Annotated in this window: 23 protein-coding genes and 1 tRNA gene; 8 read left to right on the top strand and 16 right to left on the bottom strand. The window is 70.6% G+C overall.

Features of this window, described 5'->3' with window-relative positions; translation table 11 throughout:
• The first annotated feature begins 296 nt into the window (after nucleotides 1–296).
• Nucleotides 297–1,001 carry a hypothetical protein gene (locus AB0B45_RS04230; RefSeq protein ID WP_358125024.1) on the top strand — a complete coding sequence of 235 codons (705 nt, stop codon included), beginning with the start codon at nucleotides 297–299 and terminating at the stop codon, nucleotides 999–1,001.
• Between the two features lie 228 nt (nucleotides 1,002–1,229).
• Here the strand turns inward: AB0B45_RS04230 and AB0B45_RS04225 are convergent, their stop codons facing one another.
• The 7 genes from AB0B45_RS04225 to AB0B45_RS04195 all read right to left on the bottom strand — a co-directional run bounded on the left by AB0B45_RS04225 (nucleotide 1,230) and on the right by AB0B45_RS04195 (nucleotide 8,950).
• Nucleotides 1,230–2,324: a DUF4192 domain-containing protein gene (locus AB0B45_RS04225; RefSeq protein ID WP_358125021.1), complete on the bottom strand. Its 1,095-nt coding sequence runs from the start codon at nucleotides 2,322–2,324 to the stop codon at nucleotides 1,230–1,232.
• A 290-nt stretch (nucleotides 2,325–2,614) separates the two neighbouring features.
• Complete coding sequence (locus AB0B45_RS04220) at nucleotides 2,615–3,319, bottom strand: carbon-nitrogen hydrolase family protein (protein ID WP_358125018.1); 705 nt, start codon at nucleotides 3,317–3,319, stop codon at nucleotides 2,615–2,617.
• Nucleotides 3,320–3,633: 314 nt separating this feature from the next.
• On the bottom strand, nucleotides 3,634–4,386 hold the full coding sequence (locus tag AB0B45_RS04215; RefSeq protein WP_358125015.1) for an EI24 domain-containing protein: 753 nt from the start codon (nucleotides 4,384–4,386) through the stop codon (nucleotides 3,634–3,636).
• A 9-nt stretch (nucleotides 4,387–4,395) separates the two neighbouring features.
• The gene (locus AB0B45_RS04210) at nucleotides 4,396–4,977 is read right to left on the bottom strand and encodes a nucleoside triphosphate pyrophosphatase (protein ID WP_358125012.1); all 582 of its coding nucleotides are present in this window, start codon (nucleotides 4,975–4,977) and stop codon (nucleotides 4,396–4,398) included.
• A gap of 57 nt (nucleotides 4,978–5,034) precedes the next feature.
• Nucleotides 5,035–5,772 (bottom strand): DUF937 domain-containing protein, encoded by a 738-nt coding sequence (locus tag AB0B45_RS04205; protein WP_358125009.1) that lies wholly within the window; start codon nucleotides 5,770–5,772, stop codon nucleotides 5,035–5,037.
• Nucleotides 5,773–5,853: 81 nt separating this feature from the next.
• Nucleotides 5,854–7,800 (bottom strand): ATP-dependent zinc metalloprotease FtsH, encoded by a 1,947-nt coding sequence (gene ftsH, locus AB0B45_RS04200; RefSeq protein WP_358125006.1) that lies wholly within the window; start codon nucleotides 7,798–7,800, stop codon nucleotides 5,854–5,856.
• Between the two features lie 109 nt (nucleotides 7,801–7,909).
• Complete coding sequence (locus AB0B45_RS04195) at nucleotides 7,910–8,950, bottom strand: hypothetical protein (protein WP_358125003.1); 1,041 nt, start codon at nucleotides 8,948–8,950, stop codon at nucleotides 7,910–7,912.
• 110 nt (nucleotides 8,951–9,060) lie between these two features.
• Between AB0B45_RS04195 and AB0B45_RS04190 the strand changes: the two genes are divergently transcribed.
• Nucleotides 9,061–9,918, top strand: coding sequence for a DUF3616 domain-containing protein (locus AB0B45_RS04190; RefSeq protein WP_358125001.1), 858 nt, complete (start codon nucleotides 9,061–9,063; stop codon nucleotides 9,916–9,918).
• Between the two features lie 7 nt (nucleotides 9,919–9,925).
• Here AB0B45_RS04190 and AB0B45_RS04185 read toward each other — a convergent pair whose 3' ends face one another.
• Nucleotides 9,926–10,555: an aminoacyl-tRNA hydrolase gene (locus AB0B45_RS04185; protein WP_358124999.1), complete on the bottom strand. Its 630-nt coding sequence runs from the start codon at nucleotides 10,553–10,555 to the stop codon at nucleotides 9,926–9,928.
• Nucleotides 10,497–11,810 carry an MFS transporter gene (locus AB0B45_RS04180; RefSeq protein WP_358124997.1) on the bottom strand — a complete coding sequence of 438 codons (1,314 nt, stop codon included), beginning with the start codon at nucleotides 11,808–11,810 and terminating at the stop codon, nucleotides 10,497–10,499. The genes AB0B45_RS04185 and AB0B45_RS04180 overlap by 59 nt, the downstream gene beginning before the upstream one ends.
• Nucleotides 11,811–11,882: 72 nt before the next feature.
• Between AB0B45_RS04180 and AB0B45_RS04175 the strand changes: the two genes are divergently transcribed.
• On the top strand, nucleotides 11,883–12,833 hold the full coding sequence (locus AB0B45_RS04175) for a helix-turn-helix domain-containing protein (RefSeq protein ID WP_358124995.1): 951 nt from the start codon (nucleotides 11,883–11,885) through the stop codon (nucleotides 12,831–12,833).
• Between the two features lie 24 nt (nucleotides 12,834–12,857).
• Here AB0B45_RS04175 and AB0B45_RS04170 read toward each other — a convergent pair whose 3' ends face one another.
• Nucleotides 12,858–13,622 carry a class II aldolase/adducin family protein gene (locus AB0B45_RS04170; protein WP_358124992.1) on the bottom strand — a complete coding sequence of 255 codons (765 nt, stop codon included), beginning with the start codon at nucleotides 13,620–13,622 and terminating at the stop codon, nucleotides 12,858–12,860.
• Nucleotides 13,623–13,631: 9 nt separating this feature from the next.
• Nucleotides 13,632–14,090, bottom strand: a complete 459-nt coding sequence (locus AB0B45_RS04165; protein WP_358124989.1) for a hypothetical protein — start codon at nucleotides 14,088–14,090, stop codon at nucleotides 13,632–13,634.
• Nucleotides 14,091–14,127: 37 nt separating this feature from the next.
• Here AB0B45_RS04165 and AB0B45_RS04160 point away from each other — a divergent pair, with 37 nt between their 5' ends.
• Complete coding sequence (locus AB0B45_RS04160) at nucleotides 14,128–14,730, top strand: TetR family transcriptional regulator C-terminal domain-containing protein (RefSeq protein ID WP_358124986.1); 603 nt, start codon at nucleotides 14,128–14,130, stop codon at nucleotides 14,728–14,730.
• A 28-nt stretch (nucleotides 14,731–14,758) separates the two neighbouring features.
• Here the strand turns inward: AB0B45_RS04160 and AB0B45_RS04155 are convergent, their stop codons facing one another.
• From AB0B45_RS04155 to AB0B45_RS04135, 5 genes are all read right to left on the bottom strand, one after another.
• A complete protein-coding gene (locus tag AB0B45_RS04155; protein WP_358124983.1) occupies nucleotides 14,759–15,526 on the bottom strand; it encodes an ABC transporter ATP-binding protein in 768 nt (255 codons plus the stop codon).
• Nucleotides 15,523–16,530 (bottom strand): iron ABC transporter permease, encoded by a 1,008-nt coding sequence (locus AB0B45_RS04150; RefSeq protein WP_358124981.1) that lies wholly within the window; start codon nucleotides 16,528–16,530, stop codon nucleotides 15,523–15,525. The genes AB0B45_RS04155 and AB0B45_RS04150 overlap by 4 nt, the downstream gene beginning before the upstream one ends.
• 1 nt (nucleotide 16,531) lies before the next feature.
• A complete protein-coding gene (locus AB0B45_RS04145; RefSeq protein ID WP_358124978.1) occupies nucleotides 16,532–17,536 on the bottom strand; it encodes an ABC transporter substrate-binding protein in 1,005 nt (334 codons plus the stop codon).
• A 65-nt stretch (nucleotides 17,537–17,601) separates the two neighbouring features.
• Complete coding sequence (locus tag AB0B45_RS04140; RefSeq protein WP_358124976.1) at nucleotides 17,602–18,153, bottom strand: MFS transporter; 552 nt, start codon at nucleotides 18,151–18,153, stop codon at nucleotides 17,602–17,604.
• Nucleotides 18,154–18,214: 61 nt separating this feature from the next.
• A tRNA-Ala gene (locus AB0B45_RS04135) sits at nucleotides 18,215–18,290 on the bottom strand.
• A gap of 116 nt (nucleotides 18,291–18,406) precedes the next feature.
• Here AB0B45_RS04135 and rpmG point away from each other — a divergent pair.
• From rpmG to AB0B45_RS04115, 4 genes are read left to right on the top strand one after another with little or no spacing between them, the layout of a single operon-like run.
• Nucleotides 18,407–18,571 carry a 50S ribosomal protein L33 gene (gene rpmG / locus AB0B45_RS04130; RefSeq protein WP_358124973.1) on the top strand — a complete coding sequence of 55 codons (165 nt, stop codon included), beginning with the start codon at nucleotides 18,407–18,409 and terminating at the stop codon, nucleotides 18,569–18,571.
• Nucleotides 18,568–18,813 (top strand): type B 50S ribosomal protein L31, encoded by a 246-nt coding sequence (locus AB0B45_RS04125; RefSeq protein ID WP_358124970.1) that lies wholly within the window; start codon nucleotides 18,568–18,570, stop codon nucleotides 18,811–18,813. Before rpmG ends, AB0B45_RS04125 begins: the two co-directional genes overlap by 4 nt.
• A 31-nt stretch (nucleotides 18,814–18,844) precedes the next feature.
• Nucleotides 18,845–19,594, top strand: coding sequence for a tRNA-dependent cyclodipeptide synthase (locus AB0B45_RS04120; protein ID WP_358124967.1), 750 nt, complete (start codon nucleotides 18,845–18,847; stop codon nucleotides 19,592–19,594).
• Nucleotides 19,584–20,069, top strand: coding sequence for an EF-hand domain-containing protein (locus AB0B45_RS04115; protein ID WP_358124963.1), 486 nt, complete (start codon nucleotides 19,584–19,586; stop codon nucleotides 20,067–20,069). The genes AB0B45_RS04120 and AB0B45_RS04115 overlap by 11 nt, the downstream gene beginning before the upstream one ends.
• The last annotated feature ends 62 nt before the right edge of the window (nucleotides 20,070–20,131 follow it).

Raw genomic sequence — 20,131 nt, 5'->3', positions numbered from 1 at the left:
AGCCGACGCTCCACCCACCACAACGACCAAGATCCCGTCCGATCAATCGATCGGACGGGATCCCGTCAACTTCAGTCCAGCCGTCTCAAGAACGGCTCCTGGTAGAGCGGGCCCGGCACCTTCTGGAGAGCACCGACCTCACGGTCGACCGCATCGCCTCGCTGGCCGGCTTCGGCACCGCCGCCTCACTGCGCACGCATCTGTACAGCGCGATCGGCGCCACACCCCCGCGGCTACTGCCGCGACTTCCCGGCTGTCCTGTGAACCGGGCGGCCCATGACCACGTCGTCCAGGACATGAAGCGAATCGTCGCGCTCCTGCTCCTCGTCGCCGGCTGCGGAACGCCCCTGGCGGATGCCGCCGAGCCCACCTATACCTGCCATGACCGGCCGATTCCGCTGGACGTGATGAGCACTGGCCGCCCGGCGACCCAGCTCGGCCCCGACGGGCGGGCCGCGCTCAAGGGGCACGAGGTCCGCCCGGTCAAAGACATGGACAAGTGGCGCATCGTCGAGGAGACCGGCGAGCGCGTGGCCCTCATCAAGGAGTTCGACGAGCCGGAGGAGCGCGGGAGGGCGACGGTCACCCACGACTTCCTGGTGGTCGAGCGCTTCAGCGCGCCGGCCGCGGACGGCCGCCCGAGCTGGCACATGCGCAGCTCGGGCGGCTGCAACCTGCAACGGGACCTGGGCGACCTGGGCGTCGCCGAGGTCGCCCTCGACCCGGCGAAGCCGGCCACCAGGAACAGCCTCCACCTGCTGGTGACCGAACAGGCCTGCGTCAGCGGGCAGTCGGCCGACGGGCGTATCCGGGTGGTCGGCCTGGAGGAGACGGACCGGGACGTACGCCTAATCATCGGCGTCGAACGCGCCGCGGGCGACTTCCACAACTGCCTGGGCAACCCGGCCACGCCGTACACGGTCGAGCTGAGCCGGCCGCTCGGCGACCGCGTCCCGCGCGACGCCAGCCTGCACCCCATGCGCGAGATCATGAAACCCTAGGGCGGCGCGCCAAGCTCGAAGACCGCGATGTCCCACTTGTAGGTCACCGCCAGGCGCCCGCTCCCGTCGAGGGTGACGGCGCCGATCCAACAGGGAAAGCGCTGGCGTGATAGCACGACCGGCGCCGGGGGCGGTCCGGTCGTGCAACGTGAAGAGGGTGTCGCTGGCGGCTCAGGTCCTGGCCGGGGACGACTGCTTGCCGGGGCTTTGAGCCGTGCGAGCGGAGACTCAGGAGAGGGCCTCTTCCTTCTCATCAAGGATGGCGGTGAGCGGGAGCAGCCAGCTCGCGTGAGGTGCGCCCATGGCGGCGTCGAGCTCGGCGGGGCTCGGCATGCGGTCGCGCAGCACGGTGGGTGACAGCAGGTGCTGGAGCGCGTGCATGAGGAGGTTGGCCATCGAGTAGTCGGGGTCGATGGCCAGGGCGCGTTCGAGGGCGATGGTCGCCAGGACGCACTCGCCGCCGCGCCAGGCGGCCATCGCGAGCAGGGAGGCGGCCGGGGGGACGAAGCGCGGTTCGAGCCGTCGGGTAAGGTCCTTCCAGAGTGTGAGGTGAGCGGGCTGGGTCGCCTCGTCGAGGAGGGTCCAGGCCTCGTCGCGGACCCTGATCACGGACAGGTCGAGCCCCAGGCGGGCGGCCTCCTTGTCGTCGATCCTCGCCCCGGCCTTGGCTGTCTCGATGGCTGCGCGGACCCTGCCCAGGCCGTCGGCGACGAACCTCTGGGCGAAGCGGTCGGCGTCGGGGGCGGCGGCCATGGCGGCGCGAAGGGCGGCGACGGCTCCCGCGGTGGCCTGACGCATCGACAGCCGCACGGGGCCCGTGTGGGGCGCGATCGTGGCCTCGAGGGTGGCGCGGTTGGGCAGGGCGACCAGGCCTTGCACGGTCGCCTCGGCGGCGATCTGGCTGGTGGAGGTGTCGTACGGCGTGCCGTCCAGTGGGCAGCAGTCGGGCAGGTCGCACACGTAGGACCAGTAGTGGCCCTCGTGGGCGCGCAGGACCTCGCAGGGGACGACGCCGCACCACTTGGCGATGGAGCTGAGCTCGTCGACGGCAGGGGTGACGTGGGCGCGCGTGCCGTACCCGACGGCGACGAGGTGGGTGATCGACTCTCTGGCGAACAGCGCGGCGAGGGGGCGTAGCGAGCCTGGAGGGAGGGGCAGGTTCCAGCGCGCGCAGACGCGCATCTCGCCCTGGCCGACTCTGCCCGCCAGCCCGATGACGACCAGGCTGTCAGTGGGGTGGAAACCGACGATGTACGGCACGGCGGCCAGGATGTCGGCGGGGGTGGTCAGGGTGAGTGCGGGTTCGGAGAGGTCGGTGCTCATGGGACATGAGGGTGCCGGGAGAGGGGTGGGGACTTTTCGGGCGAGCGTGGTTCTGTGGATGGCGGGGGATCGTGCCGGCGGGGGCTGTGGATGACCCCGAGTCCATCGAACGGGGCCGATCTGCTCCTCCGACGTCTCGGACGCCGTGTCTGTCGGAGGGATGCGAGCGCGGGAGGGCGCACGAGGGCGGCGGAGGGTCGCGCCAGGGTGCCGAGAATGCAGGCGCTGGGGGGCGTGCGGCGCGAGGGCGCAAGCGTGCGGGTCGCGTGGGGTGCGCGGGAAGGCGGGGGTCAGCGGAGGGTGGTGCGGGTGAGGGCGCCGGGCTCCGGGCCGGTCTGGGTGATCACGCTGCCGTCGGCGGACCAGATGCCCGAGCGGCCCGCGGCCGACGTGTAGCCCTCGCCTGTCGACCCTGCGAAGCTCGCCACCGCGACCCGTACCCCGTGCTCGATCGCGACCCGGCGGGCGCGTTCGTCCTGGAGCGTCGTCTCGTCCGCGTGCTTCAGGGTCCCTCCGACGTAGACGTCGATTCCGAGGGCGGCGGTGTCCGACGCGTGCTGGGGTACGCCCATGTCCTTGCAGATCGCGAGGCCGAGCCGCCAGCCGTCGACCTCGAGTACGGCCGGCTTGGCGCCCGGAGCGAATCGTTGGGCCTCGGTCGTGCCGAGCCACAGCTTGTGGTACGCCACGAGGGCACCGCCGCCGTCGACGGCCAGCATCGAGATGTGCGGGCTGCCTTCCTCGTCGGCGACGGGCGCACCGACCAGCGCGAGGGATCCCGTCTCCGCGCACGCCGAGACGATGGGCGCCAGTCGCGGGTCCTCGGCTGTGATCACCGGAGCGTCGAGGTGATACCCCGTGACGGAGAGTTCGGGGAACACGATCACGCGGGCACCGGCGGCGCGGATCGTCGCCGCGTGCGCGTCCGCGTTCGCCGCCACGTCGTACGGCGCGCACACCGGCTGGGCGACTGCGATGACAAGCGGCATACGCATACGAACTCCCATCAGCGTCCCGGCAGCATCCCGATGCGTCCCAGGTGCATCCGCGATGCGTCCCGTCAGCATCCGTGATGCGCTCCCGTCCGCATCTCTGCTACGTCCCAGGTTCCATCCGCGATGCGTCCGTCGGCATCCCTGATGCGTCCCGGGTGCATCCGCGATGCGTCCGTCGGCATCCCTGATGCGTCCGGGCAGCATCTCTCAGCTTCCAAGAAGAGTCCCCTCGAAAGTCTCCATAAAAGCCGACAAGAGGGCACTTATATGGACTGATCGTACGGCGAGGGTATTACCGCAATGTTTCCTAAAGGCTATGAATGCGCAGGAGGAAGGGCCACCAGCCGCGAGCGGACCATCAGCGTCGCCCCCGCCACCGCCGCGGGCATCGCGACCACCGCCACGAAGGGCACCAGGAACAGCAGGAAGACCACCACCCCGAACCCCAGCGCCGGCGCCTTGTTCGCGCGCAGCACCCCGAAGCGGGCACGACGGTTCATGCCTCGCCGTTCCATCGCCAGCGACGTCAGCTCCACTGTCAGGAAAAATCCGGACACGAGGGCGCCCAGTACCGGCACCACCGTCTGCCCGACCACCGGCACGAACCCGAGGATGAACAGCGGAATCGTGAACATCAACGCGTACAGCAGCGTCACCAGGCTGTCCCTGAGCGAGCGCGGGACCGACCGCCACCACGGCACGTCGTCCGTCCCATGCAGGGGGTCCACCTTCTCCGACAGCTTCTCGTAGAACGGTTCCCCGATCGCCAGCGTGAGCGCGGTGAACGTCAGCACCGCCAGCGCCAGCCCGCCGATGAACAGCAGCACCCCCAGCGCGCCCCTGAAGAAGTCACGCCACCCAGGAGACCATCCGTCGGCGAACGGGGTCAGGAAGTCGGCGATCTCGCCGGCGTTGTTGCCCAGGTAGACCAGCGCGACGACGTAGAGCGCGAACGCGATCAGCGCGGGGATGAGCCCGAAACCCCACCATCTGCCGTTCTTCGCCACCCAGCCGAGGCCCTGGAAGAAGAACCCGATGCCACCGGTGAACTCCCGCAATGATCGCATGGGGAGAAACTAGCGCCAGAAGTCGGTCACCGCGTAACCAAGCTCCGCGAAAAGCTCGCGGACAAGCGGCAGGGAGATGCCCAGGACGTTGCCGTGGTCACCCTCGATGCCCTCGACGAACCAGCCGCCGAGCCCGTCGAGGGTGAAGGCCCCCGCGACGTGGAGCGGCTCGCCGCTGGCGACGTAGGCGGAGATCTCGGCCTCGGACGGCATGCCGAACCGCACCACCGTGGACGCCACCTCGGCGGCCCGCCGTCCCGTGGCCACGTCGATCACGCAGTGGCCGGTCAGCAGCCGGCCCGTCCTGCCGCGCATCATCCGCCAGCGCGCCAGCGCCTCGTCCGCGGTGGCCGGCTTGCCGTACGGCCTGCCGTCCAGTTCGAGGACGGAGTCGCAGCCGATGACCAGGCCCTCGCTGAGCCCCTCGGCGACGGCCTCGGCCTTGGCGACGGCGAGCTTCAGCGGCAGGTCGGCGGGAAGGACGGCGGTGAACGCCTCCTCGTCGACCCCGCTCACGATCACCTTGGGATCGAGCCCGGCGCTGCGGAGCAGGGCGAGGCGGGCGGGAGAGGCTGAGGCAAGCACGATCACGCGGTCAGTTTATCCGGGCCCCGTCCCCGGTCCGCCCTGCTACGGGAAGAGGCGACGTCACCAGTCGGGATTGGTGTTCTCCTGGCCTGCCGTCTGCGGCGGGCGCTGCCGCGGCGCGGGCGCCTCGGCCTGAGCCTCCTGATCGGGGTCCTGTGACGGCGGCTGCGACGACCCCTGTGAGGGCTCGCGGGACTGCGACGACTCCTGTGAGGGCTGTGGCCCGCCCAGGAGCCCGCCCAGCAGGTCGCCCAGGCCGCCGGCGCCTGCGCCGGCCGCGCCGCCGCCGCCGAAGATGCTCCCGAGCAGCCCGCCCAGCACCTCGTTCATTCCGCCGGGAGCCGAGGACTGCTCCTTGTTGAGGTCGTCGGCCACCGCGCCCGCGTCCATCCCCTGCTTGCTGGCCCTCTCGGCCAGGATCGACATCACGATCGGCGCCAGCGCGGCCAGCAGTTTCATGACCGTCGCCGAGTTCAGCCCGGCGAACTGCGAGATCCCGTCCGCCACCTGCTCGCTCCCCTGCCGGCCGAGCACGTGGCCGAGGATGCCGTGACCTTCCTGTTCCAGGTCGGAGGGGTCGGCGCTGAACGGGTCCCTGTCGACGTGGTCGTCCAGCGCGGTGCGCAGGGCCTCGGCGCCCTGCGAGTCGCCCGTGTTGTAGGCCATGCCGCCGACGATGGTGCCGACTGCCGCCTCGACCGCGGTGCGGGCCTGCGTGGTGTCGATGCCGAGCAGTCCGGCGATCCGCTCGAGTCCCGGATCTCCGAGGCGGTCGAAGATTTCATCATTGAGAGTCACATCGGGCACCTGCCCGACGCAACACCCCAATAAGACCACAAAGCGGTCAAAGCGGGTCGCCGAGCGACCCGCGTTGACCGACTAGTGCGGCTTGGGCTCGATGGCGGGCCTGTTGGCGCGGGGCAGCCCCGCCGCCGCGTAGGCCTGCGCCTCGTCCAGCGTCTCCTGCTCCAGCAACGCCAGGACGATCGCCTCCAGCCTGTCCCTGTTCTCGTCGAGCACCCTGACGGCCACCTCGTAGCACTCGTCGACGATCCGCCGCACCTCCTCGTCCAGCGCGGCGAGCGTGTGCGGGGCGGCCTGCGGCTGGCCGTCGTTCGGCAGGATCGTCAGCGGGCCGATCCGCTCCGACATGCCCCAGCGGCCGACCATGCCGCGCGCGATCATCGTGACCTGCTCGAGGTCGTTCTCCGCCCCCGTGGTGATGACGCCGTAGATGACCTGCTCGGCCGCCATGCCGCCGAGCGCGCCGATGATGCGCCCCCGCAGGTACTTCTCGTCGTACGCGTAGCGGTCGGTGTCGGGCGTGGACAGCGTGACGCCGAGCGCCCTGCCGCGCGGGATGATCGAGATCTTCCTGACCGGGTCGGCGCCCGGCTGGAGCATGCCGAGCAGCGCGTGCCCAGCCTCGTGGTAGGCGGTCCTGGTGCGCTCGTCCTCCGGCATGACGATCGAGCGGACCGCGCCGAGTTGCACCTTCTCCAGCGCGTCGGCGAAGTCGGCGGAGGAGACCTTCTCCTTGCCGCGCTTGGCGGCGAGGAGCGCGGCCTCGTTGACGAGGTTGGCCAGGTCGGCGCCGGTCATCCCGGGCGAGGTCTTGGCGAGCTGCTCCAGGCTGACGTCGCCGTCGAGCGGCACGCTTCTGGTGTGCACCTGCAGGATGGCGATCCTGCCCGCCGCGTCAGGCGGGGCCACCATGACCGTACGGTCGAACCGTCCCGGACGCAGCAGCGCGGGATCGAGCACCTCCGGCCTGTTGGTCGCGCCGATCACGATGACGCCCTCGGCCCCGGAGAAGCCGTCCATCTCGGTGAGGATCTGGTTGAGCGTCTGCTCGCGCTCGTCGTGCCCGCCGATGCCGCTGGCCCCGCCGCGGGCGCGGCCGATGGCGTCGATCTCGTCGATGAAGATGATCGAGGGGGCGACCTTGCGGGACTCCTCGAACAGCTCGCGCACACGGGAGGCGCCGACGCCGACGATCATCTCGATGAACTCCGACGCGCTGGCGGAGAAGAACGGCACGTCGGCCTCGCCAGCGACGGCGCGGGCGAGCAGGGTCTTGCCCGTTCCGGGCGGTCCCGCGAGCAGGACGCCCTTGGGCAGCTTGGCGCCGAGACGGCGGTACTTGTCCGGGTCCTTCAGGTAGTCGACGATCTCGACGAGCTCGTTCTCCACCTCGTCGATGCCCGCCACGTCCTCGAACGTGACGCGGATCTTGTCGCTCTCGATCGGCTTGGCGGCCTTCGACTTCCCGAGACCGCCGAGCCCTCCGCCGCCCATCATGCTGGCGCCGCGCCGCATGACCCAGATCCACAGACCGGCGAGGACGGCGATCGGCAGCAGCGACAGCAACAGGTTGAGCAGGAAGCCGCGGCTGCCCGTGCTGATGGGCTCGGCCTTGATCTCCACACCCGCCGCGGTCAGCTGCTGGTAGAGCTGGTCGTCGTTGGCGAACACCGGGATCTCGGTGACGAACTTGGCGTACGACTTGTTGGAGCTGTCAGGGTCGGTCGCGGCCTTCTTCAGGTCTCCGGTGACGGAGTAGCCCTGGGCGTAGACCTCCTTGACGTTGCCACCCGTCACCTGCTTGGTGAACTGGCTGTAGGAGATCGTCTCCATCTGTCCATCGTCGAAGAACGACGAGATCAGGAAAAACCCCGCGTAGACCACCAGCAGGGTGATGACGAAGCGCCACCAGTTGATTTTGGGTCGGCCACCCGCCCCTCCGCCGGGCAGACCTTCGGCACGCCAGGGTTTGGGCTGCTCCTTGTCCGGCTCCTTCTTCGGCAAGCTCGAACGCTCAGCCACGGCGTCACTCCCCCAACATCGCCGTATTCTCTGTCGCTTCACAATAAGAAACGCGCGCCATTGACCGAGCCACACGGTTTCGGCCGTCTGTGCGCACGTTTCTCATTCGTCAGCCTAGAACACGAACTCCCGACATGACGCGTCGGATATCCGCCCATCGCTTCTTCTGGGCGTCGGGGATCGAGACGAAGACCAGCGCGGGCCTGTCCCGACCTGCGTCCAGTACGGCGACGGCCGCGGCCGAGGAGCGCTTGCCGTACTTCACCTGGTAGTAGAGCGTCCAGCCTTTCTTGATCGGCTGGGTGCCGAGCCAGCGGATCACCGCGCCCTTGGGGTGGTGGTTCAGCGTCCATCGGGCGGCCAGCAGGGCGGTGTCGCGCAACCGTTCCTGCGCCTCGATCGGCACGGGGCAGCTGACCAGCATCCCTCTCGGGCTCGTGCCGGCCTTGGGCAGCACCTGCTTGGAGGTGAAGGGCGCGGCGCCGTACCGCTTCCACGGGCCGAGCAGGCGGGGCACGGACACGCCCGCCTTGACGTCCTTGATCGTGCCCTTGGTCGCGATCGGCTTGCCCGGCAGCGCGCGCAGCCTGATGCGGCCCGGCAGCTTCGGCACCCTGCGGTCGGCGGCCAGCGCCTCGAGCGCGGTGTATCCGGGCGCGATGCTCGCTCCTGGGCTCGGCGTGGCCGAGGGCGCCGGGGCGGAAGCGGAGGGAACGGCCGAGGAGACCGGCGCGGCGACGGCCGAGGCGGTGGCCGACGGCGGGTCGGCCACCCCGGCAAGGGGATCGTCCGAGGGCGCGGCCGAGGCCGAAGGCCCGGAGGAGGGCGCGGCCGAGACGGAGTCCGAGGCCGATGGCGCGGGCGAGGAGCCGGCCGAGGGACCGGCCGACGCGTGTGGCGAGAGGGCGGACGAGGAAGGTACGGCCGGTGGCGCGGCGACCGGCCGGGCGGCGACCTCGTCCGCCCCTCCCGACAGTGCGATGGCGAGCACGCCCGCCACGACCACGGCCAGCGCGGCCACGACGGCCACGACCCGGTAGACCACGCCCATCCGCAGGTCACCCAGGCGACTGCGCTTGAGCGGAGAGCCTGTGGGCCTCGCCTGATACTTCACCTGAGGCCCTGCGGCCCCACTCTCCCCATCGAGCACGATCGGGAGCGTACGACATATCGCCGGATTGCGTGTACAAAGCACGCATGGTGGAACTCCGATTTGACCAGGCGTCACGAGACGCGCAAACGCATACGAACCTGTCCGCGTTGCGCGTCGACGCCTCCGGCCTGTGGATCGCGGGCGACGAGACCGCCACCATCGAGCGCCTGACCTGGACGGGAGAGCGCTACGACCACGAACGGACCTTCCATCTGGCCGACTACGTGGACCTGCCGGCGGGCAGGGACGAGGAGGCCGACATCGAGGGGATCGCGCGCGCCGACGGCTGGCTGTGGGCGGTCGGCTCGCACAGCCTCAAACGCAGGAAGGTCAAGTCGGCCGACCCTGCCAAGGCGGCCAAGCGGCTGGCCACGATCATCCGCGAGCCGAACAGGTTCATCGTGGTGCGGCTTCCGCTGGAGGGCCCCGACACGGTGGGCAAGGGCGCGATCCTCACAGGACTGGCCGACCTGCTGGCCGACGACCCGCATCTGGCCCCGTTCACCGCGATCCCCGGCAAGGACAACGGGCTCGACGTCGAGGGCATCGCGGTGCTCGGCGAGCGCGTCTTCCTCGGCCTGCGCGGGCCGGTGCTGCGCGGATGGGCGATCGTCCTCGAGATCGACGTGCGCGAGGACGGGCCTGACCGGCTGCGCCTGCGGGGCTACCGCAAGCACTTCCTCGACCTGGACGGGCTCGGCGTGCGCGATCTGTGCCCCTACGGCGACGAGTTGCTGCTGCTGACCGGCCCGACCATGAACCTGGACGGGCCCGTCCGGATCATGCGGTGGAGCGGCGAGGGCCAGGCGAAGCTCGTGAAGGACCTGCCGCACGGCGTGGGCCGCGACCATCCCGAGGGCCTGGCCGTGCTCGGCGACGGCAGGCTCATGGTCGTCTACGACAGCCCCGCCCCCGAGAGGCTCACCCCCGAGGGCGGCGTGCTGGCCGACATCATCACGATCTGATGCCGTGTCATGTTCTGACGCGCAGCCACGGCACATCGGCGACGAACGTGCACGAGCCGGGCGCGATCTCGGTGAACCCGGCGTCGCGCACGACCGGCAGCCCGCTCACCGCCAGGGCGTCGAAGTCGGCGGCGGCGCGGACCGACACCTTCAGCCCCTGGTCGCGCCAGGCCGCCCGCTCCTCGGGCGAGCTGGCCCACCAGGCGAGCTGGGCGGCGTGCCCCGCCTGGGCCATCGCCTTTCCCGCCGACATCTCCAGCGCCGGGTTCTCCCACAGGACGGGCGGGTCGGCGGGACCGAGGTCGCTGGAGTCCACCAGCTCGGTGCCGCCCACCTGCAGCCGGGCCAGGTCCTTCGGCCAGTCGTCCAGCGGGACCGGCGGGTAGACGCGCACCTCCGCCGTCCGATGCCCGATCGTACGGCCGGGCAGCGCGAGCGCCCTGCGCCACTCGGCGCCGCGCGCCCTGCGCACGACCTTGCGGATCCTGCCGCTCGACTGCCAGGTCTCCAGCTCCTCCGCCCACTCGCCGGGGTCGGCGAGGAGGTCGAGCACGGCCATGGCGGTCGCCTCAAGGGCGTCAGCTCGCTCGGGAGGGGCGGCGCGTTCGATCCTGACCACCAGCGGGAGCACCATCATGGGTTCCAGCATGCCGTATGCCGGGCTGAGGGCTCCGCGACGAGATGGCCACGGACATGCCCGCGGCCAAGAGGCACAGCGCGCCCGCCACGTACCACGCCAGGTCGTAGGCGCCCATGTGGTCGCGGGTGAGCCCCGCGCCGACGGCGGCGACCGCGGCGCCGACCTGGTGGGAGGCGAACACCCAGCCGAAGACGACAGCTCCGTCCGAGCCGTAGATCTTCCTGCACAGCGCCACCGTGGGCGGCACGGTCGCCACCCAGTCCAGGCCGTAGAAGATGATGAACAGCAGCATGCTGGGCTCGGTGGTGGCGGCGAACAGACCCGGCAGCACCATGAGCGACAGGCCGCGCAGCGCGTAGTAGACGCCGAGCAGCACCTTCGGGTCGACCTTGTCGCTGAGCCAGCCCGAGGCGACGGTGCCGACGACGTCGAAGATGCCGACGAGCGCGAGCAGTCCCGCCGCGGTGGCCTGGGGCATGCCGTGGTCGTGCGCGGCGGGGATGAAGTGGGTGCCGACCAGGCCGTTGGTGCTGGCGCCGCAGATGGCGAAGCCGCCGGCGAGGAACCAGAAGGGGCGCGTCCCCGCCGCCGAGCGCAGCACGGTCAGCGCCCTGACCGCCGCGTTGACCTTGGGCGGCTCGGGCCTGAAGGAGGTGGTGGCGCCGAGCGCGGTCGTCCCGACGTCGGCGGGGTGGTCGCGCAGGAACACCCACACGAGCGGCACGACGAGCAGGGCCGCGCCGGTGACGGTGAGGGAGGCGATCCGCCAGCCTGGGCCTTCGGCCAGCCAGGCGAGGAGGGGGAGGAAGACGAGCTGTCCCGTCGCTCCCGCGGCGGTGAGGATGCCGGTGACGATGCCGCGGTGCCGTACGAACCAGCGGTCGGTCACCGTCGCGACGAACACCAGCGCCATCGAGCCGGTTCCGAGGCCCACCAGCAGGCCCCAGCAGAGCACGAGCTGCCAGCTCGCCCCCATGAAGACGGTCAGGCCGCTGCCGAGCGCGACCAGAGTGAGCGCGGCCGAGACGACCCTGCGCATGCCGAAGCGGTCCATGAGGGCCGCGGCGAACGGCGCGGTCAGGCCGTACAGGACGAGATTGACGGAGACGGCGAGCGAGATCTCGCCGGTCGACCAGCCGAACTCCTCCTCGAGCGGGGTGATCAGGACGCCGGGGGTGGCGCGGAACCCTGCGGCGCCGATGATCGCCACGAACGCGACCCCCGCCACCAGCCACGCGCGGTGCAACTTCATGCCGCCCATCATCCACAGTCACGCGAAAACGACGTGAGTGGCCGGATAGCCAATATGTGAAACAATCAGGCCATGGCGCATCGGATCGCGGTCGTCGTCCTGGACGAATTCGCCCCGCTCGACCTGGGCATTCCGGGCCAGGTCTTCTGGTCCGCGCGCGACCGCGACGGCAACCAGCTGTACGAGGTGGTGACCTGCTCCGTCGGCGGCGCCCCCGTCAGGACGCACGCCGGCTACCAGGTGCTGCCCGACCACGGCCTCGAGGCCCTCGACGGCGCCGACACCGTGCTGGTGCCCGGCGTCCACGGCGGGCCCGCGATGCTATCGGGGACGATCCCGCCCGCGCTCGGCGAGGCGCTGCGGGGACGGCCGAGGGTGATGTCGATCTGCACGGGGGCGTTCGTGCTGGCCGCGGCGGGGCTGCTGGACGGGCGTCCCGCCACCACCCACTGGATGAACGTCGCCCGCTTCCGCCGGCTGTTCCCCAAGGTGCTGCTCGACCCTGACGTGCTGTTCGTGGACGACGGCGACGTGCTCACCTCCGCGGGCGTCGCCTCGGGGCTCGACCTGTGCCTGCACGTGATCCGCCGCGACCACGGCAGCGAGGTGGCCAACCGTACGGCCCGCCGCTGCGTGATGCCGCCCTGGCGGGAGGGCGGCCAGGCGCAGTACATCGACCGGCCGCTCCCCGAGGCGAACGGCAACGGCACCGCCGCGACCAGGGACTGGATGCTGGAGCGCCTGGAGGAGCCGCTCGACCTGGCCGCTCTGGCCGCGCACGCGCGGATGAGCGTGCGCACCTTCACCAGGCGCTTCCGCGAGGAGACGGGCCTGAGCCCCGCCAGGTGGCTGGCGCTCCAGCGGGTCGAGCACGCGCGCCACCTGCTGGAGACCACCGACCTGGCGGTGGTCCAGGTGGCCAGGCGCTCGGGCTTCGGCACCGCCGTCTCGCTGCGGCAGCACCTGCACGCCGCCGTGGGCGTGTCTCCGCTGGCCTACCGGCAGACGTTCAGGGGCAGCTAGTTGCGAATGATTCGCAACAATGGGTCACTCGAAGAGGTCGGGCTGCTCCCTGGTGATCTGGTCGTGCAGCGGCTGGTAGTTGATCCACCCCACCAGGTCGTTCCCGATCTGCTGATGTGTCAGCACCGCGTTCTCGTGCGAGATGGGCACCACCTGTCCTGCCGCCTTGGCCAGCAGTTGCACCTGCGCCGACCGCTCCATCGTGATGAACCACCACGCCGCCGCGTCCACGCTGTCGCCCACCGTCAGCAGCCCGTGGTTGCGCAGCACGACCGCCTTGTGCGAGCCGAGCGCGGCGGCGATCCTCTTGCCCTCCTCCAGGTCCGTCACCACGCCCGTATAGTCGTCGAACAACCCGTTGTCCTGGTAGAACGCGCACGCGTCCTGGGTGATCGGCTCGATGGTCTGCCCGAGCGCCGACAGCGCCCTGCCGTGCACCGAGTGGCTGTGGGCGGCCGCGACCACCTCGGGCCTGGCCTGGTGCACCTGTGAGTGGATCGCGAACGCGGCCTCGTTCACGTGGTAGCGCCCCTCGACCACCTTGCCCTCGTGGTCGACCAGAATGAGGTCGCTGACCCTGACGTGCTTGAACGACATCCCGAACGGGTTGACCCAGAAATGGTCGCTGAGCTCGGGGTCGCGTGCGGTGATGTGACCCGCCACGCCCTCCTCGAACCCCAGCTTGCCGAAGACGCGCAGCGCGGCGGCCAGGCGTTCCTTGCGGTGGCGCCGCTCCTCTTCCACGTTGTCGAAGGACGGGGGGAGGCGGAAGATCAGATTCTCGGACATAACAATATTCTAGTTCGCGTACGGCACGCCGATCACGCGCGCGCGGACCGCCGTCACCAGCGCCTCCCCCGCCAGCCCGACGCCGATCGACAGCGACATCGGCCGCGCCTGCTCGTGCAGGCCGTACCGCGTGGCCAGCACGCCGACGCCGACGCTGGCCGCGGCGGACACGACCCAGACGACCAGCGTCCGCCAGGTGTAGCGCTGCCACAGGACGCCGTCCCGCTCGAACAGTCCCGTCGTCGACGCGCGCACCCCGCCGAAGCCCAGCGCGACCAGGCCGCTGGCCACGAGCCAGAACACGTCCACCGGCGTGAGCGCCACGCCGGACAGCGCGTGGACCCCGAGGCCGATGAGGATGAGGGGCGGAACGTAGACGTCGCGGGCGTTAAGCGGCTCGCCGATCATGCGCCTGACCACGACGTAGCCGACGAGCCCGACGATCAGCACGATATTTAGCACGGTCATGCTAAATAAAATAGCAGAGGCGTGCTATAAAAGAAACGTGCCGAAAATCGTCGATCCGGAGTCCCGCCGCGAGGAGGTCGTGGAGGCCCTCTTCCGCGTCGTGCGCCGCGAGGGGCTCGAACATGCCTCGCTGCGCAACGTGGCGGAGGAGGCGGGGCTCGCCATCGGCTCGGTCAGGCACTACTTCGCGGGGCACACCGAGCTGATGGTCTTCGCGATGCAGGCGATGGCCGAGCGCGTGATGGGACGGCTCCTCGAGCACGTCGAGAAGCTGACGACCGCCGACGACCGCTTCCCCGTCGCGGAGGCGATGCTGGCCGAGCTGCTCCCTGTCGACGAGCGGCGGCGCGAGGAGGCCACGATCTGGCTGGCGTTCGCGACGGCCGCCCGCACCCGCCCCGAGCTGCGCCCGCACGCCGAGGAGAGCTACGACGGCATGCGCCGCCTGGTCTTCAGGGTGCTGGACGGCGCGCGCAGGCTCGACCGCCTGCACGAGGACGCCGACCTGGAGGTGGAGACCGAGCGGCTGTGCGCGCTGATCGACGGGCTGACCGTGCACGCCGTCCTGCACCCCGACCGCGTGGACGCCGACCTCATGACCGGAGTCCTGCGCCGCCACCTCCAGAGCCTCACCCGATGAGGGCGCGGGCTCCCCGCGCCCTCCCCTCCTACGAGAGAACGAGGCCGGTGGCGAGCGGCCTGGCGGCGTAGGTGACGCGCACGACCCCGTCGGGATGCGCGGCCACCTCGCCCACCACGCCGAACACGTCGCTCAGCACGCCGGGTGTCAGCGCGTCGAGCGGAGGCCCCGCCGCGGCGACGCGACCCTCGTGCAGCACCACGAGCGAGTCGCAGCTGCGCACCGCCAGATCCAGGTCGTGCAGGACGGCGAGCGTGGTCACGCCCAGCTCCCGCACGAGCTCCAGCAGCTCGAACCTGGCCCTGATGTCGAGGTGGTTGGTCGGCTCGTCGAGCACGAGCAGCAGCGGGCTCTGCGCCAGCGCCTTGGCCAGCAGCACCCGCTGACGCTCACCGCCCGACAGCGCGCCGAACGGCCGCCCTGCCAGCGCGAGCGTCCCCGTGCGCCGCATCGCCTCCGCGACGGGCGCGCGCTCGACGCCCTGGTGAGGAGTACGGCCCAGCTCCACGACCTCCGCCACGGTCATGCCCGCGGGGATGGTGTTGTCCTGGAGCACGGCGGCGGTGCGCAGCGCCGACTCGCGGGCCGACATCGCCCACACGTCGGTGCCGCCCAGCCGTACGGCGCCCCGCTCGGGCCGCAGCGACCGGTAGACGGTCCGCAGCAGCGTGGACTTCCCGCTGCCGTTGGGCCCGACCAGGCCGACGATCGCTCCGCGCTCCACCTCGACGCTCACGCCCCGCAGCACGGGCGTGCTCTCGAGCGTGACGGCGACCTCGTCCACGACCAGCTTCATGACGCCGTCACGCTCCTGTCGCGGCGCAGCAGCCAGAGGAAGAACGGCGCGCCGAACACCGCCGTGAGGATGCCGAGCGGCAGCTCGTTCGGCGCGTCGACGGTCCTGGACAGCAGGTCGACCAGCACCAGGTAGGCCGCGCCGACCAGCGCCGACACGGGGACGACCCTGCGGTGGTCGGTGCCGAAGCACAGCCTGACCACGTGCGGGATCATCAGGCCGACGAAGCCGATGCCGCCCGCGACCGCGATGACCGCCCCGACCAGCAGCGAGGAGGCGGCCAGCAGGCCCACGCGGGCGCGCCGCACGTTGAGGCCGAGCGCGGTGGCCGACTCCTCACCGGTGACGAGGGCGTTGAGCCGCCTGCCGTACAGGGTGATGAAGAGCCCGCAGCAGGCCACGAGCGCGGCGAGCGGACCGAGCTGGTCCCACTGGGCTCCCGCGACGCTGCCGAGCATCCAGAACATCACCGCGCCGAGCTCGTTGGGCGTCGCCTGGAGCTGGATGTAGCTGGTGACGGCGAGCAGGACGTAGCCGACGGCCACCCCCGCCAGCACGAGGCGGGTCGGGGTGAGCCTGCCGCGCTGCTGGCCCAGGACGAACACGAGCACGGCGGCCCCCATCGCGCCGACGAAGGCCGCGGAGGAGACGCCGAGACCGCCCGCCGCGCCGGTGCCGAGCGTGATCACCAGGACCGCGCCGACGGAGGCGCCCGAGGAGACGCCGAGGACCTGCGGATCGGCGAGCGGGTTGCCCGCCAGCGCCTGCAGCACGACGCCCGCGGCCGACAGCCCCGCTCCCGCGAGCGCGGCCAGCAGCACCCTGGGCAGGCGGTACTGCCAGATGATCTGGTCCTGGATCGGGTCACCGCCCGTGCCGCCGGTCAGGATGTGCCACGTGTCGGCGATCGGGACGTTCACCGAGCCGATGCCGACCGCGACCACCATGGCGAAGACCAGCGTGGCCGTGAGGACGACCACGCTGGGCAGCAGAGGCAGGCGCATGTCAGAACGCCTCCGGGTGGATGACCTTGGCGATCTTCTCCACGGCCGTGGCGTTGTTGGGCGCCACGTAGGCCGAGTCTGCGAGCACGACGTAGCGCTTGCCCCAGTGCGGGAACTGGGCGAACAGCTTCCTCGCCTCCGCGTCGGGGTCGGGGTTGAGCCAGTCGACGATGACGACGGCGTCCACCTGGGTGGCCGCGACCTGCTCCTTGCTGAGGTTGGTGAACAGGTCGTCGGTCGTGTTCTCGAAGGGGTTGACCGCGCCCGCCTTGGCGAAGATGTCGTTCCAGATGCCCTTCGCGCCGATCGAGCTGAAGGCGTTCGACCCCATGCTCATGCCGGGAATGATCAGCATCACCTTGGGCTTGGGCCTGCCCGCGACCTTGGCTGAGACGGCGGCGATCCGCCGCTTGGACTCCGCGATCAGCTTCTCGGCCCTGTCGCTCACCTGGAAGATCCGGCCCAGGTCCCGCAGGAGAGTGTAGCTGTCCTCGATCGACTGGCCCCGCCTGACGCCCTCGCCGCAGGTGCTCTCGGGCGTGTAGGTGGGCGCTCCGGCGGCGCGCAGCTCCTCGCGGGTGGCGAAGCCGTCGCGCGGCTCGAACTGCCGGCCCGAGGTGGCCAGGACGAAGTCGGGCCTGAGGCCGAGCATCGACTCGCGCGGGATGTCGTTGAAGCTGGTGCGCTTGAAGCCGCCGCTGGGCAGCGCGGCCACGGCCGCGGCCCAGCCCGGCTCGTCCGAGGCGCCGTAGGACTGGGTGTTGGCCAGGATGCGGTCGCCCAGGCCGAGGGCGAGCAGCGAGGAGACCTCGCCGATGGAGCCGCCGTTCATGACGACGACGCGGCTGGGGCGGGCGTTGAAGGTGTAGTCGTGGCCGCAGTTCTTGATCGTCACCGGGTATCCGGGCTCACGGGCGGCGGCGGGCCTGGACGGTGTCGCGGAGGTCTGGGTTCCGCAGGCCGCCACCATCAGGCAGGCGGCGGCGAGCATGGCGAAGCGAGACATGAACGTCCTCTGTTCTCGGGGGTACGGCAAGCGCCGGGCCGACCAGAGCGGCCGCCCGGATGGCGTTATCGAGCCCTCGGCAGAGGAGGCCCTCGCTCGCTGATCCCTCGATGGAGCATCGCCGTCCGCAGCACGAGCGGCTCGGCGAAGCCGGTCAGCGGACGCGGCCCTGGAACGGCCGACCAGGCGAGGAGCAGGCGCACGAGCCGTGCCCCGAGGCGGCGCAGCAGCCCCCACAGCGCGGCCTCGCCCCTGGCCAGCCAGATGGCGGCCATGACGACGGCCCAGCCGTGCATGAGCAGCATGCCGGAGCCTGGCGTCAGCCCGCCCACGTGGGCGTGGCCCGTCAGCACCTGGACGGGGTCGGGCGCGTGGGCCGTGGAGAAGATCACGTGCAGCATGGCCTGCACGGCGGCCAGCAGGGGAAGGATGACGCGCAGTCCGCGCTCGCGTCCCGCGATCGGCAGGCCCGCCGCCATGGAGACCGCGAAGCCGAGCACCGCCGTACCGCCGGCGACGGCGCCACCCGCCACCGCGTGTGCCACGATCCCCAGCAGCACGCACACCGCGGCGAAGGCCGCGACACGCGCGAGGCGCAGGGGAAGGCGGGCTGACACGGCAACGATCATCCCATGGAATAACGAACGGCCGGTGAGAGTTTCACCGGCCGTTCGCTGATGGTGGAGCTAAGGAGACTCGAACTCCTGACCCCCTCCATGCCATGGAGGTGCGCTACCAACTGCGCTATAGCCCCTTTGCGCCTCGGCGCGTAGCCAGTCTATAGGACTCCAGAGGTGGTCGGTGACGGGAATGCCGGACGCTCGCCCCTGGTTACAACGATTACCGTTTTCAACCGCGAGGAGGCGTGAGATGGCTGGAAACGACCAGCGGCCAGTGATCAAGCTCAGGTCCTCGGCGGGAACCGGCTTCACCTACGTGACCACCAAGAGCCGCAGAAACAACCCGGACCGGCTCGAAGTGCGCAAGTACGACCCGGTGGTCCGCCGGCACGTCACCTTCAAGGAGGAACGATGAAGAAGAACCTGCACCCCGAGTACCGTCCCGTCGTCTTCAGGGACGCCAGCGCGGACTACGCCTTCCTGACCAGGTCCACCGCGACGAGCGCCAAGACCGTCGAGTGGACCGACGGCAACGTCTACCCCGTGGTCGACGTCGACGTCTCCTCCGGCAGCCACCCGTTCTACACCGGGCGTGGCCGCGTCATCGACACCGCTGGCCGGGTGGAGAAGTTCAAGCAGAGGTACGGTAAGAGCTGACACTCAGTAATGAGTTGCTACGGTGCGTGGCATGGAGACGGTGAAAGCCACCCCGTTGACCGCGCGCTGCGCGCGCATCTACGCCGAGCGGGACCACGCCCTGCTCGGCGTCAGCGCGTTGAACGGCTATTTCAGCCTCGAAGCGGTCACTGAGCTGCTGCGCTGGGCCCTGGCCCGCTTCGCGAGAACCGACGTGCTGCTGCCAGGACCCGAACTCGCGGGCACCCTGGCGGCGCGGGGATACGACCCGGACAAGGCGCGCAGCCGCTCCCGCAAGGAGACCAACAGGACCCGCAACAGGGTCGCCCGCGCGCTCGCCTCGCTCGGCGACCCGAAAGTGGGCGTCTTCACCTGGACCGACCTGCGCGACAACCCCGCCTATCGCCGGCTCCACGCCGAGGTCGGGCGGCTGTTCGCCACCGATTCGGCCTTCAAGGAGCACTGCGTCCAAGCCGTCGCACCGCTCGTGGCGACCGGCCCGCCGAGCCGGGAACAGATCGACAAGGCGATGCCCTTCCTGCTGGCCGAGCTTCCGTTGGTCCTCGACAGCCCCGGCATCCTCGGCACCCGAAGCTCGGTGTTCTGCTATCCCCGTCTGCTGCCGCTCGCCGAGCGCCTCTACTCCGGCACGCTGCCCGTCTTCCCCCGTCGCGGGCAGGGAATTCTTACCACCCGATTGACAAGGGTTGTCGCAGATGCGGACCATTATGGCCGGGGTGGTCATGAACTCTCAGGCACGCAACGCGGGCAACGCCTTCGACACGAGCGACATGAACCATGACGGACATCTCGATCGCGACGACCTGTTCGTCGTCGGCGTCTCCGTCTGCGACCGGCTCGGCATTCCCGACCCCTCGCCACAGCGCGAGGCGGTGATCGCCGCGTACACCGGCGTGTGGGAACACGTGGCCGCGGTGATCGGCACCGACGACGAGGGCAGGATCAGCAGGGAGGCCTACATCCGCCACGCCACCTCGCGCGCCATCGACAAGGTGGCGTTCGTCGCCGGCGTGGCCTGGCCGATCGGCGACGCCCTGTGGGACGCGCTCGACGCCGATGGCGACGAGCAGCTGACCAGGGCCGAGTACCTTCGGTTATGGGCCGCGTACGACGTGGAGGGCAGGGCGGCCAGGGAGGCGTTCGAGTGCTTCGACGCCAACCTCGACGGGCGGCTGTCGAAGGACGAGTTCGCTCAGGCGATCTACGACCACTACTACGGAATTCACGTCGACGTGCCCCTGTTCGGCCGCCGCTGACCGGTGCGGGCCATGCCGGATTCGCCGTCATGACGATGGGTGGTCAACTCCAGTTGTGCGGG

The organism is Nonomuraea sp. NPDC049152, from assembly GCF_040648355.1.
In the GTDB taxonomy this organism is placed as follows: Bacteria; Actinomycetota; Actinomycetes; order Streptosporangiales; family Streptosporangiaceae; genus Nonomuraea.
This window is presented reverse-complemented; position numbering and strand designations above follow the sequence as displayed.

Bases quoted from the DNA above. Each gene is read 5' to 3' on its own strand.
- AB0B45_RS04170 (WP_358124992.1), bottom strand. From the start codon at position 13,622: ATGTCCGAGAATCTGATCTTCCGCCTCCCCCCGTCCTTCGACAACGTG.
- AB0B45_RS04125 (WP_358124970.1), top strand. From the start codon at position 18,568: ATGAAGAAGAACCTGCACCCCGAGTACCGTCCCGTCGTCTTCAGGGAC.
- AB0B45_RS04165 (WP_358124989.1), bottom strand. From the start codon at position 14,090: ATGACCGTGCTAAATATCGTGCTGATCGTCGGGCTCGTCGGCTACGTC.
- AB0B45_RS04145 (WP_358124978.1), bottom strand. From the start codon at position 17,536: ATGTCTCGCTTCGCCATGCTCGCCGCCGCCTGCCTGATGGTGGCGGCC.
- AB0B45_RS04185 (WP_358124999.1), bottom strand. From the start codon at position 10,555: ATGATGGTGCTCCCGCTGGTGGTCAGGATCGAACGCGCCGCCCCTCCC.
- AB0B45_RS04120 (WP_358124967.1), top strand. From the start codon at position 18,845: ATGGAGACGGTGAAAGCCACCCCGTTGACCGCGCGCTGCGCGCGCATC.
- AB0B45_RS04180 (WP_358124997.1), bottom strand. From the start codon at position 11,810: ATGAAGTTGCACCGCGCGTGGCTGGTGGCGGGGGTCGCGTTCGTGGCG.
- AB0B45_RS04150 (WP_358124981.1), bottom strand. From the start codon at position 16,530: ATGCGCCTGCCTCTGCTGCCCAGCGTGGTCGTCCTCACGGCCACGCTG.
- AB0B45_RS04155 (WP_358124983.1), bottom strand. From the start codon at position 15,526: ATGAAGCTGGTCGTGGACGAGGTCGCCGTCACGCTCGAGAGCACGCCC.
- AB0B45_RS04215 (WP_358125015.1), bottom strand. From the start codon at position 4,386: ATGCGATCATTGCGGGAGTTCACCGGTGGCATCGGGTTCTTCTTCCAG.
- rpmG (WP_358124973.1), top strand. From the start codon at position 18,407: ATGGCTGGAAACGACCAGCGGCCAGTGATCAAGCTCAGGTCCTCGGCG.
- AB0B45_RS04115 (WP_358124963.1), top strand. From the start codon at position 19,584: ATGAACCATGACGGACATCTCGATCGCGACGACCTGTTCGTCGTCGGC.
- AB0B45_RS04175 (WP_358124995.1), top strand. From the start codon at position 11,883: ATGGCGCATCGGATCGCGGTCGTCGTCCTGGACGAATTCGCCCCGCTC.
- AB0B45_RS04220 (WP_358125018.1), bottom strand. From the start codon at position 3,319: ATGCGTATGCCGCTTGTCATCGCAGTCGCCCAGCCGGTGTGCGCGCCG.
- AB0B45_RS04230 (WP_358125024.1), top strand. From the start codon at position 297: ATGAAGCGAATCGTCGCGCTCCTGCTCCTCGTCGCCGGCTGCGGAACG.
- AB0B45_RS04225 (WP_358125021.1), bottom strand. From the start codon at position 2,324: ATGAGCACCGACCTCTCCGAACCCGCACTCACCCTGACCACCCCCGCC.